The sequence below is a fragment of the Aquincola tertiaricarbonis genome, assembly GCF_023573145.1.
Classification (GTDB): Bacteria; Pseudomonadota; Gammaproteobacteria; order Burkholderiales; family Burkholderiaceae_C; genus Aquincola; species Aquincola tertiaricarbonis_B.
The window spans coordinates 2,966,848-2,981,609 of the sequence record NZ_CP097635.1 but is presented as its reverse complement, the minus strand read 5'-3'; the positions used below and the strand labels follow the sequence as shown (position 1 = coordinate 2,981,609).

Here is a 14,762-nt window from a genome sequence, read left to right as displayed (position 1 = left end):
GGGGCCAAACTCAGCCTGAAATCAGAAACCGACGCGGGGAAAGGCCGGGGCGATGCTGTGCGATTGAGTCATGTTGCGCTCCTTGAAAACCGTGATCCGATGGAACGCAGTTTCTCGAAAGCGCCTGAGCGGCGTAAGCTACACAACCATGCAGGGGTGCCCCCCCTGCAAGCCCTACAGCAGGTCCAGCGTCTTGGCCTTGAGCACCGCCTGGGTGCGGGTGGAAGCCTTCAGCTTGGCGAAGGCGTTTCGCAGGTGGAACGACACCGTGTGCTCGGACACGTTGAGGATCTGCGCGATGTTCCAGTTGGACTTGCCGTCCATCGCCCAGCGCAGCACCTCGATCTCGCGCGGGGACAGCCGCGGCGGTGGCTCCACCGGCTCGGCCTTGGGCAGCAGCAGCCGGGCGGCGGCCGACTGGGCATGCACCGCCAGCAACTGCAGGTCGGCCATGGTGCGAGAGAGGCCCTCGTCTGCCGGCAGCGCATGGTCGCGGTCCACGCCCAGGAAGAAGTGCTTGCCGTCCGGCAGGTGCAGCGCCATCGAGATGCCGCTGTGGTAGCCGTAGGGCGCCTGCTCCTCCCACAGGTCGCCGGCCTTTTCCTCGACGTACAGCGACTGGTCGTAGGCGAATGGCACCGACAAGGTGCGCAAACGCTTGATCACCGGGTCGCGCGCCACCGATTCCGGCGCCCGCGAGGCATTGGCAAAGGCCTCGGGGATATTGCCCACCTCGTGCAGCTGGTGTCGCCCGGCGTGCTGGTCTTCCACCACGAGCACGCTGGTGATGAGCGGAAAATCCAGCGCCCCGGCCATGTCGATCAACCGCCGGCGAAAGGTGTCGATATCCTCTGCCTGGCTGACGTCGAAGTAGTGCTTCAATAACATGTCGTGTCTGCGAGAGGGCGGCCTACACGTTTTGGCAGTTGGCGAGCCTGAATTTCTGTCTCACACTACCCTCTCGAACTTCTTTGGAGAACAACAATGGTCGTGCCGATCTGGTCCGTGGTTACCTGGGCGCCGGTTCTCGTGACCGTATCCGAATTTAACCGATCGATGCACCGCTACCGGCAGCTGAATCTGTCAAAACAGCACGGACATGCCCAGACCGGTGCCGAGTACGGCCAGGTGCTGTGGGCCGCCCAGGTCTCGCGGCGGCTGGTGGGCATGGCCTGGGACTGGGTGGCCGTGTCCAAGACCGCGGTGGCGATGGCCGACCCGACCAACATCCTGTCCAACGTGGTGCTGATCGGCCGGGCAGGCCACGTGCTCGACGACGAGGAGCGGATGTTGCACCTGATGTCGGCGGTGCACGCCCTGCCGTGGCACCAGCACCTCCTCGCCCAGGAGGAAGAGGCCGAGGAGGGCGGCACCGCGCGCCAGCGCCGCCACAGCCGGCAGCTGCGGCTGGCGGCGCAGGCGGTGTGAAACGGGCTCGCACCATACCCTGGTAAACCCCCAGTCTTCGCTGCAATCGCGTATCGGTTGCTTTGAAATCCGTATGCGCCTCGCAAGAGGTCGGCTCCTAAAGTTCGCCCCGTCGACGAACCGACGAACAGAAGGAGACGCAGCATGAAGACTTACCAGGCCGCCCTGATCCTGTGCATGGGCGCCGCCGCGGGTGCGGCGCACGCCGCCACCGAGCTGGTCATCGCCACCGTGAACAACGGCCACATGATCGAGATGCAGAAGCTGACGCCGCAGTTCGAGAAGGCGTACCCCGACATCAAGCTCAAGTGGGTGACGCTGGAGGAGGGCATGCTGCGCTCGCGCGTCACCACCGACATCGCCACCAAGGGCGGCCAGTTCGACGTGATGACCATCGGCATGTACGAGACGCCGATCTGGGCCAAGAAGGGCTGGCTGAAGGAGCTGACGCCCACCGCCGGCTACGACGTGGACGACCTGCTGCCGGCCATGCGCAACGGCCTGTCGGTGGACGGCAAGCTGTATGCGGCACCGTTCTACGGCGAAAGCTCGATGCTGATGTACCGCAAGGACCTGACCGACAAGGCCGGCGTCACGTTTCCCGAGCGGCCCACCTGGGAGCAGGTGCGCGACGCCGCCGCCAAGATCCACAACCCGCCCAACGTGTACGGCATCTGCCTGCGCGGCAAGCCGGGCTGGGGCGACAACATGGCCTTCCTCAGCACCATGGCCAACAGCTTCGGTGCCCAGTGGTTCGACATGAGCTGGAAGCCGCAGCTGGAAACCAAGCCCTGGAAGGACGCGGTCACGTTCTACGTCGACCTGCTGAAGAAGTACGGCCCGCCCGGCTCCAGCGCCAACAGCTTCAACGAGATCCTGGCGCTGTACAACGAAGGCAAGTGCGGCATGTGGGTGGACGCGACCATCGCCGCCTCCTTCATCACCGACCCCAAGCAGAGCAAGGTGGCCGACAAGGTGGCCTTCGCCCAGGGCCCGTATGCGGTGACGGAGAAGGGCGCCAACTGGCTGTGGGCCTGGGCGCTGGCCATCCCGGCCGGCACCAAGAATGCCGATGCCGCGCAGAAGTTCATCGCCTGGGCCACCTCCAAGGACTACATCAACCTGGTGGCCAAGGAAAAGGGCTGGGCGGCGGTGCCCACCGGCACCCGCAAGTCCACCTATGCCAACCCGGAGTTCATGAAGGCGGCGGTGTTCGCGGCGGCCGAGAAGAAGGCCATCGACAGCGCCAACCCGAACGACAGCACGTTGCCCAAGAGCCCGTACGTGGGCGTGCAGTTCGCGGCCATTCCGGAGTTCCAGGCCATCGGCATCGCGGTGGGCCAGCAGATGAGCGCCGCCGTCGCCGGCAAGACCAGCGTGGACCAGGCGCTGAAGACCTCGCAGGCCGCGGCCGACCGCGAGATGCGCAAGGGCGGCTACTACAAGTAAGCCCGTGCCCCCGGGGGCCCGCCGGCGCACGGCCGGTGGCCCCTGCTTCACCCGAGGTCCGCGATGAACCGACTCCTGCCCCGCGCGCTGATGGCGCCTGCGGTAGCCACGCTCTTCCTGTGGATGATCGTGCCGCTGCTGATGACGCTGTACTTCTCCGCCGTCCGCTACAACCTGATGCAGCCGGGCGACAAGACCTTCATCGGTCTGGAGAACTTCCACTACTTCGTGACCGACCCCGACTTCGGCGCCTCGGTGGTCAACACCCTGTTGCTGCTGGGCTCGGTCATCGCCATCACGGTGGTGCTGGGCGTGGCCCTGGCGCTGCTGGTCAATGAACCGTTTCCCGGCCGCGGCATCGTGCGGGTGCTGCTGATCTCGCCCTTCTTCGTGATGCCCACGGCCAATGCGCTGCTGTGGAAGCACATGATGATGAACCCGGTGTACGGCGTGCTGGCGCAGGTGGCGCTGTTCTTCGGCCTCCAGCCGGTGGACTGGCTCACCGAGCATCCGCTGCTGTCCATCATCCTGATGGTGGCCTGGCAGTGGCTGCCCTTCGCCTGCCTGATCTTCATCACCTCGCTGCAGTCGCTGGACCGCGACCAGATGGAAGCCGCCGGCATGGACGGCGCCAATGCGCTGCAGAAGTTCTGGTACCTCACGCTGCCGCACCTGGCGCGGCCCATCGCCGTCGTCGTGATGATCGAGATGATCTTCCTGATGAGCGTGTTCGCCGAGATCTTCACCACCACCGGTGGCGGGCCGGGCAACGAGAGCACCAACGTCGCCTTCCTGATCTTCAAGCAGGCGCTGATGAACTTCGACGTGGGCGTGGCTTCGGCCGGTGCGCTGTTCGCGGTGCTGCTGGCCAACATCGCCGCGGTGTTCCTCATCCGCCTGATCGGCAAGAACCTCGACTGAGCAGGAGACCGCATGAAGAACCTGACCCTTCTGCTGCGCACCGTGGCCGCCTGGGGCGTGACGCTGGTGCTGGTGTTTCCGCTGATCTGGCTGGTGCTCACCGCCTTCAAGACCGAGCAGCAGGCCATCGCGATTCCGCCGCAGCTGTTCTTCGAGCCCACGCTGCACAGCTTTGCCGAGGTGAACGAGCGCAGCGACTACCTGCACTTCGCCATCAACTCGGTGATCACCAGCGTGGTGTCGACGGTGCTGGGGCTGGCCATCGCGGCGCCGGCCGCCTACTCGATGGCCTTCTTCCGCACCCGGCGCACCCGCGACATCCTGATGTGGATGCTGTCCACCAAGATGATGCCGGCGGTGGGCGCGCTGGTGCCGGTGTACGTGATGGCGCAGACCGCCGGGCTGCTGGATTCGCTGCTGGCGCTGATCGTGGTGTTCACGCTGTCCAACCTGCCCATCATGGTGTGGATGCTGTATTCGGGCTTCAAGGACATCCCGGGCGACATCCTCGAAGCCGCGCGCATGGACGGCGCCGGCATCTGGGGCGAGTTCAAGCACGTCATCCGCCCGCTGGCCATGGGATCGCTGGCCTCCACCGGGCTGCTTTGCCTGGTGATGAGCTGGAACGAGGCCTTCTGGTCGCTCAACCTCAGCTCGTCCAAGGCCGGCACGCTGGCCACCCTCATCGCCTCGTATTCCAGCCCCGAGGGCCTGTTCTGGGCCAAGTTGTCGGCCGCTTCGCTGATGGCCATCGCGCCCATCGTGGTGGTGGGCTGGTTCAGTCAAAAGCAGCTGGTGCAAGGCCTGACCTTTGGCGCTGTGAAGTAGCCCGGGAGAATCACATGAGCTTTCTGCAACTCAAGGGCGTCGAGAAGTACTTCGGCGAACTGCGCGCCATCAAGGGCGTCAACCTGTCCATCGAGAAGGGCGAGTTCATCGTCTTCGTCGGCCCGTCGGGCTGCGGCAAGAGCACCTTGCTGCGCATGATCGCGGGCCTGACCGAGATCGACGCCGGCAGCCTGCAGCTGGACGGGCGCGACATCACCAAGCTGCCGTCGTCCAAGCGCGACCTGGCGATGGTGTTCCAGAGCTATGCGCTCTATCCGCACATGAGCGTGTTCGACAACATGTCCTTCGCGCTGCGGCTGGCCAACGTGGACAAGGCGGTGATCCAGGAAAAGGTGACGCGCGCCGCGCAGATCCTGAACCTGACCAACTACCTGCAGCGCACGCCCAAGGAGCTGTCGGGCGGCCAGCGCCAGCGCGTGGCCATCGGCCGTGCCATCGTGCGGGCGCCCAAGGTGTTCCTGTTCGACGAGCCGCTGTCCAACCTGGACGCCGCGCTGCGCGGCCAGACGCGGGTGGAGATCGCCCAGCTGCACCGCGAGCTGGGTGCCACCACCATTTACGTGACCCACGATCAGGTGGAAGCGATGACGCTGGCCGACCGCGTGGTGGTGCTGCGCGACGGCCAGATCGAGCAGGTGGGCTCGCCGCTGGAGCTGTACGACCGGCCGGCCAACCAGTTCGTCGCGCAGTTCATCGGCACGCCGCAGATGAACGTGCTGCCCGCCAGCCAGTTGCCACAGCTGGCCGGCACGCCCCAGCTGCCGGTGCCGGCGGGCGGCTTCGTGGGCCTGCGCCCCGAAGACGTGCAGCTGCAGCCCGCCGGGCAGGGCCAGTTGCAGGGCACGGTGGCGCTGGTGGAAGCGCTGGGCGCCGAGACGCTGATCCACGTGGCCCTGGGCGCCGGCACCGCCAACGGCGCCAAGCTGATCGCCAGGCAGAGCGCACGCACCACGCTGCACCCCGGCAGCGCCGTGGGCCTGTCCATCGACCCGATGGCCGCCCATGTGTTCGACGACCAGGGCCGGCTGGCGCGGCCGGCCCAGGGTGGCGCCGCGCTGGCCAGCGCCGCCGTCTGAAGGAGCGGCACCATGACCACTGCCATTGCCAACCCTTCGGTGATGCTGCACCTGGGCCTCGGCGCTTTCCACCGTGCCCACCAGGCCGTGTACCTGCAGGCCCTGCATGAGCTGGGCGATGAACGCTGGGTGATCGTCGCCGGCAACATCCGCCCCGACCAGCCCGAGCTGATGGCCGCGCTGCAGGCCAGCGGCGGCGCCTACATGCTGGAGACGGTGAGCCCCACGCTGGCGCGGCGCTACCAGCGCATCGAAGCCATCCGCCGCGTGATTCCGCACGACAGCGCCCTGGCCGGGCTGATCGCGCAAGGCGCCGACCCGGCCACCGGCATCTTGTCGTTCACCGTCACCGAGGCCGGCTACTACCTGGACGCCGCCCACCAGCTGGACCTTGGCTTCGCCGACCTGGCGGCCGACATCGCCGCGGCGCGCGCCGGTCATCCGCACCCGCAGACGCCCACGCTGTATGGCGCGCTCACCGCCATCCTGCGGGCGCGCATGGCCGCGGGCGCGGGCCCGCTCACGCTGCTGAACTGCGACAACCTGCGCCACAACGGCGACCGCGCCCGCAGCGGCCTGCTGCAGTTCATCCAGCAGGTGGGCGACGCCGACCTGCTGGCCTGGGTGCAACAGAACACCAGCAGCCCCAATGCGATGGTGGACCGCATCACGCCCCGGCCCACGGCCGAGGTGCGTGAGCGCGTGCGTGCCGCCACCGGCGTGGACGACCCCGCCGCGCTGATGGGCGAGAGCTTCATCCAGTGGGTGATCGAGGACCGCTTCATCGCCGGCCGCCCCGAGTGGGAACGGGTGGGCGTGGAGATGGTGCAGTCGGTGGACGCGCACGAAGAAGCCAAGATCCGGCTGCTCAATGCCACGCACAGCTGCATCGCCTGGGCCGGCACGCTGGCCGGGCTGCAGTACATCCACGAAGGTACCCACGACGCGGCGATCCGCCGCATGGCCTACGACTACGTCACCGACGACACCATCCCGGTGCTGAGCCCCAGTCCGCTGGACCTGGCCGCCTACCGCGACGTGGTGCTCGACCGCTTCGGCAACCCGGCCATCGCCGACACCAACCAGCGGGTGGCGATGGACGGCTTCAGCAAGCTGCCGGGCTTCATCGCGCCCACCATCCGCGAGCGCCTGGCGCGCGGGGAGGGCATCGCCAGCGTGGCCATGCTGCCGGCGCTGTTCCTGGCCTACCTGCAGCGCTGGCACCGCGGGCAGATTCCGTACACCTACCAGGACCAGGCGATGGACCCGGCCGTGGCCCATGCCATCTGCGAAGCGGCAGACCCGGTGGCGGCCTTCTGCGCCGACGGGCCGCTGTGGGGCCCGCTGGCCGGCGATGCACGGCTGGTGGCCGCGATCCGCGACGCTTCCGACCGCGTGGCGCAATGGCTGGCCGGTCGCTAGCCGGCCTGAAGGAGAATCAAGATGTCTAGACAACTGGAAGGCCGCGTGGCCGTGGTCACCGGCGCCGCCTCCGGCATCGGCCTGGCCAGCACCGAGGCGATGCTGCAGGCCGGCGCCCGCGTGGTGCTGGTGGACCGCGATGCCGAGGCGCTGGCCCGCGAATGCGCCCGCCTGGGCCCGGCCGCGCTGCCGCTGCAGATCGACTTGCTGGACGCCGCCGCCTGCGCCAGCCTGGTGCCGCGCGCACTGGCGCTGGCGGGGCAGATCGACATCCTGCATGCCAATGCCGGCATCTATGTGGGTGGCGACCTGGTGGACGCCGACAGCAGCGCCATCGACCGCATGCTGAACCTGAACGTCAACGTGGTGATGAAGAACGTGCACGACGCGCTGCCGCACATGATCGGCCGCGGCACCGGCGACATCGTGGTCACCAGCTCATTGGCGGCGCACTTTCCCACGCCGTGGGAGCCGGTGTACGCCTCTTCCAAATGGGCCATCCACTGCTTCGTGCAGACAGTGCGGCGGCAGGTGTTCAAGCACGGGTTGCGGGTGGGTTCGCTGTCGCCGGGGCCGGTGGCCAGCGCGCTGCTGGCCGACTGGCCGGCCGACAAGCTGGCCGAAGCCAAGGCCAGCGGCAGCCTGATCGAGCCGGCCGACGTGGCCGAGGCGTTGATGTTCATGCTTACGCGCCCGCGCAACGTCACCATCCGCGACGTGGTGATGCTGCCCAGCCAGTTCGACCTGTAGCCGCGGCGCGCCGCCGCGCCCACAATCAACGCCATGCGAGGCCACGACACCATCCACCCTCCGCGCCGGCGTGCGCCGGAGATGGAGTACGACCACACCCGGCCCACCGCGCTGGGCTATGAGCCGGTGGAAGACACCGGCTTCATCCGCTGCCTGGCGCACGGCTTTCCCACGCCGCTGGCGCGCTGGCACCACCATGAGGAGTACGAGCTGCACCTCATCGTGGCCACCACCGGCAAGGCCTTCGTGGGCGACTGGATCGGCTCCTTCGAGCCCGGGCACCTGGTGCTCACGGGCCCGCGGCTGCCGCACAACTGGGTGTCGGTGGACGTGCCCGAAGGCGGCGTGGCCGAGCGCGACCTGGTGATCCAGTTCCAGCGCGAGCCGCTGGTGGCCGCCGCCCAGGTGGTGCCCGAGCTGGCCGAGGCCATGCCGCTGCTGGAGCGGGCGCGCCACGGTGTGGAGTTCTTCGGCATGGGTGAAGTGGCCCGCAGCCTGTGGCAGCGCTGCAAGGCCGAGCGCGGGCTGCGCCGGCTGGCCGCCTTCTGCGACCTGCTGGGCGTGCTGTCGCGCTGCAGCGACTACCGGATGTTGTCCAGCGTGCAGATGCAGGCCAAGGACGACGACGCCGGCATGGACCAGATCAATGCCATCGTCAGCCGGTTGACGGCCGACATCAGCCAGACCTTCGTGGCCGCCGACCTGGCCGCCGAGTTGGGCATGACGGAAAGCAGCTTCAGCCGCTTCTTCCGCCGCGCCACCGGCAACAACTTCACTGACTTCGTCAACCGCGTGCGCATCAACCGCGCCTGCCAGCTGTTGATGGAAAGCGACCGCCGCGTGGGCGACATCGCCTACGAGGTGGGCTTCAACAACCTGGCCAACTTCAACCGCCGGTTTCTGGAAGCCAAGGGCATGACGCCGCGCGACTTCCGGCGGCGGGCGAATGATCGGTTCAGCGGAGCGGCGGGGTAGGGCACCCGGGTGCCGGCCTCCGTGGCGCCCCCGATGCGGCGCGGCCGTGCCTGGCCGCACAATGCGCCGCCGCAGTTCACAAACCACCGTCCATGCACACCGACCCCCTGCTGACCCTGCAGCGCCAGCTGCGCAGCCGGCTGCTGGAGGGCGCTGGCCCGGCACCCCAGGCGCGCGCGCTGGCGGCGGAGCTGCTGCTGTACATCGACAGCGCACCCGACTGCTGGCGCCTGTGCACCGAGTGGCTGTGCGACGCGCTGGGCGCCGACCGGGTGGACGGCGGCTTCAGCCAGCCCGGCCATGCGGTGTACCAGCCGCTGGCCGAGGCCCAGCGGCCGGCGGCGCAGCTGCCCAGCGTCATCGGTACCAGCTTCAACGCGCAGGACGCCAACATCCGCCCCATCTGGGCTGCTGGCCAGCCGGTGGCCTTTCCGGACCTGCGGCAGGCCCATGCCATCGGCGCGGGCACCCGCCACACGCTGCAGCGGCTGGGCACGCGGGCCAAACTGGTGCTGCCGGCCTTCGACGGCGCCCAGCCGGTGGCACTGTTCTGCGCCGATTGGTCGGGCACCCACCCGGGCTGGAGCGACAGCACCCTGCACGGCGTGCGTGAGCTGGCGCACACGGTGCTGGGACCGGTGTTGCGGGCGGCCCGTTGCTGGGCCGATGCGGCAGTGACTGAACCTTCCTCGGCCGGCCCCCGGCAGCCCGCAGAGCTGCCCGGGCTGGACGAGCTGACGCCGGCCGAGCTGCGCCTGGTGCGGCTGATCGCCACCGGCATGAGCTACAAGGAAGCGGCCCGCGAGCTGGGCCGCGCCTTCTCCACGGTCGACCACCAGCTGCGCAGCATCCGCGCCAAGCTGGGCGTGCCCACCACGGCGCGGCTGGTCACTCTGCTGGCCAGCCGACATCGCTTGTGACCCGGTCTGCCCCGGGTTTGCCCTGCGCGAATCTTCGCGATGCCGGCTACGCGCCGGCTCGCAACACTGCGGTCCCATGCCCGGCTTCTTGCCCGGCGCTTCCAACCGGAGACCGCATCCATGTCGCAAGACCATCCGCTGTTCATCGACGGCCAGGCCCGGCCGGCCAGTGACGGCCGCACGCTCACGCTCGTCAACCCCGCCACGCAGCAGGCCTTTGGCCAGGCCGCGGCCGGTACACGGGCGGATGTAGACACCGCCGTGGCCGCCGCCCGGCGCGAGCTGGACGGCGGTGCCTGGAGCCGGCTGAGCGGCGAGGCCCGCGGCCGGCTGCTGAACAAGTTGGCCGACCTGGTGGAGCGCGATGCCGAGCTGATCGCCGACATGGACGCCACCTGCATCGGCCGCCCGCCCATCGAGCCGCGGCTGCTGGACCTGCCCAATGCCATCGGCACGCTGCGCACCTCCGCCGGCTGGGCCGACAAGCTCGAGGGCCGCACCATCCCGACGCCCGGCTATCTGGGCCAGCCGACGCTGTCGTACACCCGGCGTGAGCCGGTGGGCGTGGTGGGTGCCATCGTGCCGTGGAACACGCCGTTCATGATCACCTGCTGGAAGGTGGGCCCGGCGCTGGCCGCCGGCTGCACCGTGGTCATCAAGCCTTCGGAAGAAACGCCGCTGTCGGCCCTGCACCTGGCCCGGCTGTGCCAGGAAGCCGGCATCCCCGACGGCGTGGTGAACGTGGTGCCCGGCCTGGGCGAGGTGGTGGGCGCCACCCTGTGCACCCACCCCGGCGTGGACAAGATCACCTTCACCGGCAGCCCCGAGGTGGGCGCCATCATCCAGCGCACCGCCGGCCCGCTGTTCAAGCGCGTGGCGCTGGAGCTGGGCGGCAAGAGCCCGCAGATCGTGTTCGACGATGCCGATGTGCAGGCCGCGGTGCAGGGCTGCGCGATGGGCATCTTCTTCAACCAGGGCCAGGTGTGCGCGGCCGGCTCGCGCATCCTGGTGCAGCGTGGGCTGGCGCCCGCCTTCGGCCAGGCGCTGGCCGCGGCCGCGCAGTCGATCCGCGTGGGCAACCCCGCCGAGCCCGGCGTTCAGATGGGCGCGGTGGCCAAGCAGGAGCAGTACGAGCGCATCAACCGCTACATCGCCCAGGGCGTGGCCGAAGGCGCCACGCTGGCGGCTGGCGGCCCCAGCGAAGCGCGCGGCGGCTGGTTCGTGCAGCCCACGGTGTTCGTCGATGCGCGCAACGACATGCGCATCGCGCGTGAAGAGATCTTCGGCCCGGTGGCCACTGTCATCCCGTTCGACGACGAGGCCGACGCCATCCGGCTGGCCAACGACACCGCCTACGGCCTGGGCGCCACGGTGTGGACGCGCGACGTGGCCCGCGGCCACCGTGTGGCGCATGCGGTGAAGGCGGGCGCGGTGGGCATCAATGCCTGGGCGCCGATCGACCCGCGGCTGCCCTGGGGCGGCATGAAGACCAGCGGCATCGGCCGCGAATGCGGCCTGGCCGGCGTGCAGGCCTACACCGAAGAAAAAGTGATCACGGTGCTGCTGGGCTGACCCGCCGCACGCAAGGAGACAGGCGATGAACAACGACACCGCCCGCCCGGGCGCGGTGGGCAGCGCCCTGGCCGCGGCCCTGTTGCTGGCCGGCCTGAACGCGCCGCTGACCGCCGCCGCGCGCCCGCCGGCCGATGTGGACGGCCGCCGCATCCAGCAGGCCGACCGCGAGCCCGGCAACTGGATGAGCCACGGCCGCACCTACGACGAGCAGCGCTACAGCCCGCTGACGCAGATCCACGACCGCAATGTGCAGCGTCTGGGCCTTGCCTGGACCACCAAGCTGGACATCGACCGCGGCGTGGAGGCCACGCCCATCGTGGTCGACGGCGTGATGTACACCACCGGCGCCAAGAGCATCGTCTACGCGCTGGATGCACGCACCGGCCGCAAGCTGTGGACCTACGACCCCGAGGTGGCGATCGACACCTTGTCCACCGGCTGCTGCGACATCGTCAACCGCGGCGTGGCGGTGTGGAAGGGCCGGGTGTACGTGGGTGCCTTCGACGGCCGGCTGATCGCGCTGGACGCGCGCACCGGCAAGCCGGTGTGGCAGGTGGACACGGTGATCGACCGCAGCAAGAGCTACACCATCACCGGCGCACCGCGCATCGTCAAGGGCAAGGTGCTGATCGGCAATGGCGGCGCCGAGTTCGGCGTGCGGGGCTACGTGACCGCCTACGACGCCGACACCGGCCGCCAGGCCTGGCGCTTCTTCACCGTGCCGGGCAAGGCCGATGCGCCGCCCGAGAACGCGGCCATGGCGATGGCGCTGAAGACCTGGCACGGCGACGCCTGGCCCAAGTGGGGCGGCGGCGGCACGGTGTGGGATTCGATGGCCTACGACCCCGAGCTGGACCAGCTCTACATCGGCGTGGGCAATGGCTCGCCCTGGAACTACCAGTTCCGCAGCCAGGGCAAGGGCGACAACCTGTTCCTCTCGTCCATCGTCGCGCTCAAGCCCGACACCGGCGAGTACCTGTGGCACTACCAGACAACGCCGGGCGACCGCTGGGACTACACCGCCACCCAGCACATGATCCTGGCCGACATCGACTGGCAGGGCAGCCGGCGCCCGGTGCTGATGCAGGCGCCCAAAAACGGCTTTTTCTATGTGCTGGACCGCCGCAACGGCCAGCTGCTGGCGGCCGACAAGTTCGTGCCGGTGAACTGGGCTTCGCACGTCGACCTGGCCACCGGCCGCCCGGTGCTGACGGGTGACGCCGAGTACACCCAGGGGCCCAAGCTGGTGATCCCCAGCTTCCTGGGAGCGCACAGCTGGCAGCCGATGTCCTTCAACCCCAAGACCGGCTACGTGTACCTGCCCGCGCAGGAAACCGTGGCCGGGCTGGAAGGGCAGAAGGAGCCGCTGTTCCTGCCCAGCAAGTCGGTGGTGAACCTGGGCATCGAGGTGCCTGACGTGCCGGAAGACCCCAAGGTGGTGGCGCAGATCCGCCAGGCCTGGAAGGGCCGGCTGATCGCCTGGGACCCGGCCAAGAAGGCCCCGGCCTGGACGGTGGACTACGCCTCCGCCGGCAATGGCGGCACGCTGAGCACCGCCGGCAACCTGGTGTTCCAGGGCACGGCCGATGGCCGCGCCGTGGCCTATGCCGCCGATACCGGCACCAAGCTGTGGGAGGCGCCGGTGAACTCCGGCGCCATGGCCGGCCCGGTGACCTACACCGTGGGCGGCGAGCAGTACGTCACCTTCATGGTGGGCTGGGGCGGCGCGCTGCCGCTGGTGGGCGGGCCGATGTCGCTGTCGGCCAAGGTGCGGCCCGAGGCCCGCGTGGTCACCTTCAAGCTGGGCGGCCAGGGCAAGCTGCCGCCGCCCGCCAACGCGGTGACGGCGCTGCCGCCGCTGCAGACGGTGACCGCTTCGCCCGAGTCGTTGAAGCAGGCCCGCACGCTCTACAACGGCATGTGCGCCTCCTGCCACGGCCCCAATGCGGTGAGCGGCGGCGTGGTGCCCGACCTGCGCTACCTGACGCCCGCGAAGCACGCGCAGTTCGCCGGCATCGTGGCCGGGGCGCGCATGGTCAAGGGCATGCCGTCCTTCGCGGCGGTGCTGCAACCCGACGACGTGGAAGCCATCCGCCAATACCTGATCCAGCGATCCCACGACCTGGCCGCCGAGCTCAAGACAAACCCGGTGGCTGCCACCGCACCCGCGCCGCTGGGCGGCGCGCGCTGATGACAACGAGGAGACCCCGATGACCACCCCCCGCCACACCTTGCTGGGCGCCGCCGCGGCCACCTGCCTGGGCCTGCTGCTGCCAGCGGCCGGCCAGGCCGCCACCTCGCCGGACGCGGGCGACTACACCGCGCTGCCCGCGGGCACCGACCTGCTGCTGCTCTACGGCCAGCACAACAGCGCCGACCAGCTGCGGGCGGACGGCCGCACGGCCGTGGACAACCTGGGCCTGAAGCTCGACGTCGGCCTGCTGCGCTGGGTGCACTTCACCACCTGGAACGGCTACACCATCGACCCGCAGATCGTGGTGCCCTTCGGCCGCCAGAAGGTGGGCCTGAGCGGTGAGAAGACCAGCGGCCTGGGCGACATCATCTTCGGCGGCACGCTGTGGACCATCGCCGACCTGCAGCGCGGCGAGCACCTGGGCTGGAGCCTGTTCATCACCGCGCCCACCGGCGCCGACAAGCGCGAGGGCTTTGCCCTGAGCGACAACCGCTGGGCGGCCGACCTGCAGGTGGGCTACATCCGCCGCTTCGCGCCGCAATGGTCGATCGACCTGATCGGCCAGACCGAGCTGTACCAGGACCGGCGCGACACCAAGAGCGAGAAGGCCCCGCTGGTGCGCGGCTTCGCCCACCTGCGTTACCACCTGAGCGACGCCACCCACCTGGCCGTCTCCTACCGCCACACGCTGGGCGCCAAGGAAACGCTGGACGGCACCACGCTGAGCGGCCGCAAGAACGACGGCAACGTCACGCTGACCTGGGCCAGCTTCCTGACCAAGCAGGTGCAGCTGCAACTGCAGGCCAGCCAGGACGTGAAGGTCGAGAACGGGCCGAAGCTGCGGACGGTGGGGGTGCGGGCGCTGTATGCGTTTTGAGTGAGGCTGGAAGCCCCGTACGAGGGGCTTCGGCGTGCTGAAGACGTGCCGGAACATCATGTCGGCCGTGCAGGACGCGCCGAAAAAGAAAAAGGGGCTCGGAAATTTTCCGAGCCCCTTTTGCATCTGGGTGGTGGAGAGGAGGAGGATCGAACTCCCGACCTCCGCATTGCGAACGCGGCGCTCTCCCAGCTGAGCTACCCCCCCACTGCAGCCGCAGAGTATAGCCACACTTTCCACAGCGCGAGCCGTCTGCGCGGCTTGCGGGTTTTGCGCATGGTGCACCGTTTGGGAGCGGCTACAGTCGGCCTGTAAGTTGCTTTCCA

At 69.0% G+C, this 14,762-nt stretch carries 13 protein-coding genes and 1 tRNA gene; 12 read left to right on the top strand and 2 right to left on the bottom strand.

What is annotated here, in order from left to right; genetic code table 11:
* Positions 1-174 precede the first annotated feature (174 nt).
* Positions 175-888 carry a helix-turn-helix transcriptional regulator gene (locus MW290_RS13670; protein ID WP_250195200.1) on the bottom strand — a complete coding sequence of 238 codons (714 nt, stop codon included), beginning with the start codon at positions 886-888 and terminating at the stop codon, positions 175-177.
* A 168-nt stretch (positions 889-1,056) separates the two neighbouring features.
* Here MW290_RS13670 and MW290_RS13665 point away from each other — a divergent pair, with 168 nt between their 5' ends.
* The 12 genes from MW290_RS13665 to MW290_RS13610 all read left to right on the top strand — a co-directional run bounded on the left by MW290_RS13665 (position 1,057) and on the right by MW290_RS13610 (position 14,436).
* On the top strand, positions 1,057-1,428 hold the full coding sequence (locus MW290_RS13665; RefSeq protein WP_250195199.1) for a DUF4902 domain-containing protein: 372 nt from the start codon (positions 1,057-1,059) through the stop codon (positions 1,426-1,428).
* Positions 1,429-1,572: 144 nt separating this feature from the next.
* Entirely contained in the window at positions 1,573-2,877 is a 1,305-nt protein-coding gene (locus MW290_RS13660; RefSeq protein WP_250195198.1) for an ABC transporter substrate-binding protein, read from the top strand.
* Positions 2,878-2,940: 63 nt separating this feature from the next.
* Positions 2,941-3,798 carry a carbohydrate ABC transporter permease gene (locus tag MW290_RS13655; RefSeq protein WP_250195197.1) on the top strand — a complete coding sequence of 286 codons (858 nt, stop codon included), beginning with the start codon at positions 2,941-2,943 and terminating at the stop codon, positions 3,796-3,798.
* 12 nt (positions 3,799-3,810) lie between these two features.
* The gene (locus tag MW290_RS13650) at positions 3,811-4,626 is read left to right on the top strand and encodes a carbohydrate ABC transporter permease (RefSeq protein ID WP_250195196.1); all 816 of its coding nucleotides are present in this window, start codon (positions 3,811-3,813) and stop codon (positions 4,624-4,626) included.
* A 14-nt stretch (positions 4,627-4,640) separates the two neighbouring features.
* Complete coding sequence (locus MW290_RS13645) at positions 4,641-5,723, top strand: ABC transporter ATP-binding protein (protein ID WP_250195195.1); 1,083 nt, start codon at positions 4,641-4,643, stop codon at positions 5,721-5,723.
* 42 nt (positions 5,724-5,765) lie between these two features.
* Positions 5,766-7,145, top strand: a complete 1,380-nt coding sequence (dalD, locus tag MW290_RS13640) for a D-arabinitol 4-dehydrogenase (RefSeq protein ID WP_250196681.1) — start codon at positions 5,766-5,768, stop codon at positions 7,143-7,145.
* A gap of 21 nt (positions 7,146-7,166) precedes the next feature.
* Positions 7,167-7,895 (top strand): SDR family oxidoreductase, encoded by a 729-nt coding sequence (locus tag MW290_RS13635; protein WP_250195194.1) that lies wholly within the window; start codon positions 7,167-7,169, stop codon positions 7,893-7,895.
* A gap of 33 nt (positions 7,896-7,928) precedes the next feature.
* Positions 7,929-8,870, top strand: a complete 942-nt coding sequence (locus MW290_RS13630) for an AraC family transcriptional regulator (protein WP_250195193.1) — start codon at positions 7,929-7,931, stop codon at positions 8,868-8,870.
* A 92-nt stretch (positions 8,871-8,962) separates the two neighbouring features.
* Complete coding sequence (locus MW290_RS13625) at positions 8,963-9,790, top strand: helix-turn-helix transcriptional regulator (protein WP_250195192.1); 828 nt, start codon at positions 8,963-8,965, stop codon at positions 9,788-9,790.
* 120 nt (positions 9,791-9,910) lie between these two features.
* Positions 9,911-11,362, top strand: coding sequence for an aldehyde dehydrogenase family protein (locus MW290_RS13620; RefSeq protein ID WP_250195191.1), 1,452 nt, complete (start codon positions 9,911-9,913; stop codon positions 11,360-11,362).
* A gap of 25 nt (positions 11,363-11,387) precedes the next feature.
* Positions 11,388-13,556 carry a PQQ-dependent dehydrogenase, methanol/ethanol family gene (locus MW290_RS13615; protein WP_250195190.1) on the top strand — a complete coding sequence of 723 codons (2,169 nt, stop codon included), beginning with the start codon at positions 11,388-11,390 and terminating at the stop codon, positions 13,554-13,556.
* A 19-nt stretch (positions 13,557-13,575) separates the two neighbouring features.
* Complete coding sequence (locus MW290_RS13610) at positions 13,576-14,436, top strand: transporter (RefSeq protein WP_250195189.1); 861 nt, start codon at positions 13,576-13,578, stop codon at positions 14,434-14,436.
* Positions 14,437-14,567: 131 nt separating this feature from the next.
* Here the strand turns inward: MW290_RS13610 and MW290_RS13605 are convergent.
* Positions 14,568-14,643: transfer RNA gene (locus MW290_RS13605), tRNA-Ala, on the bottom strand.
* Between the last annotated feature and the right edge of the window lie 119 nt (positions 14,644-14,762).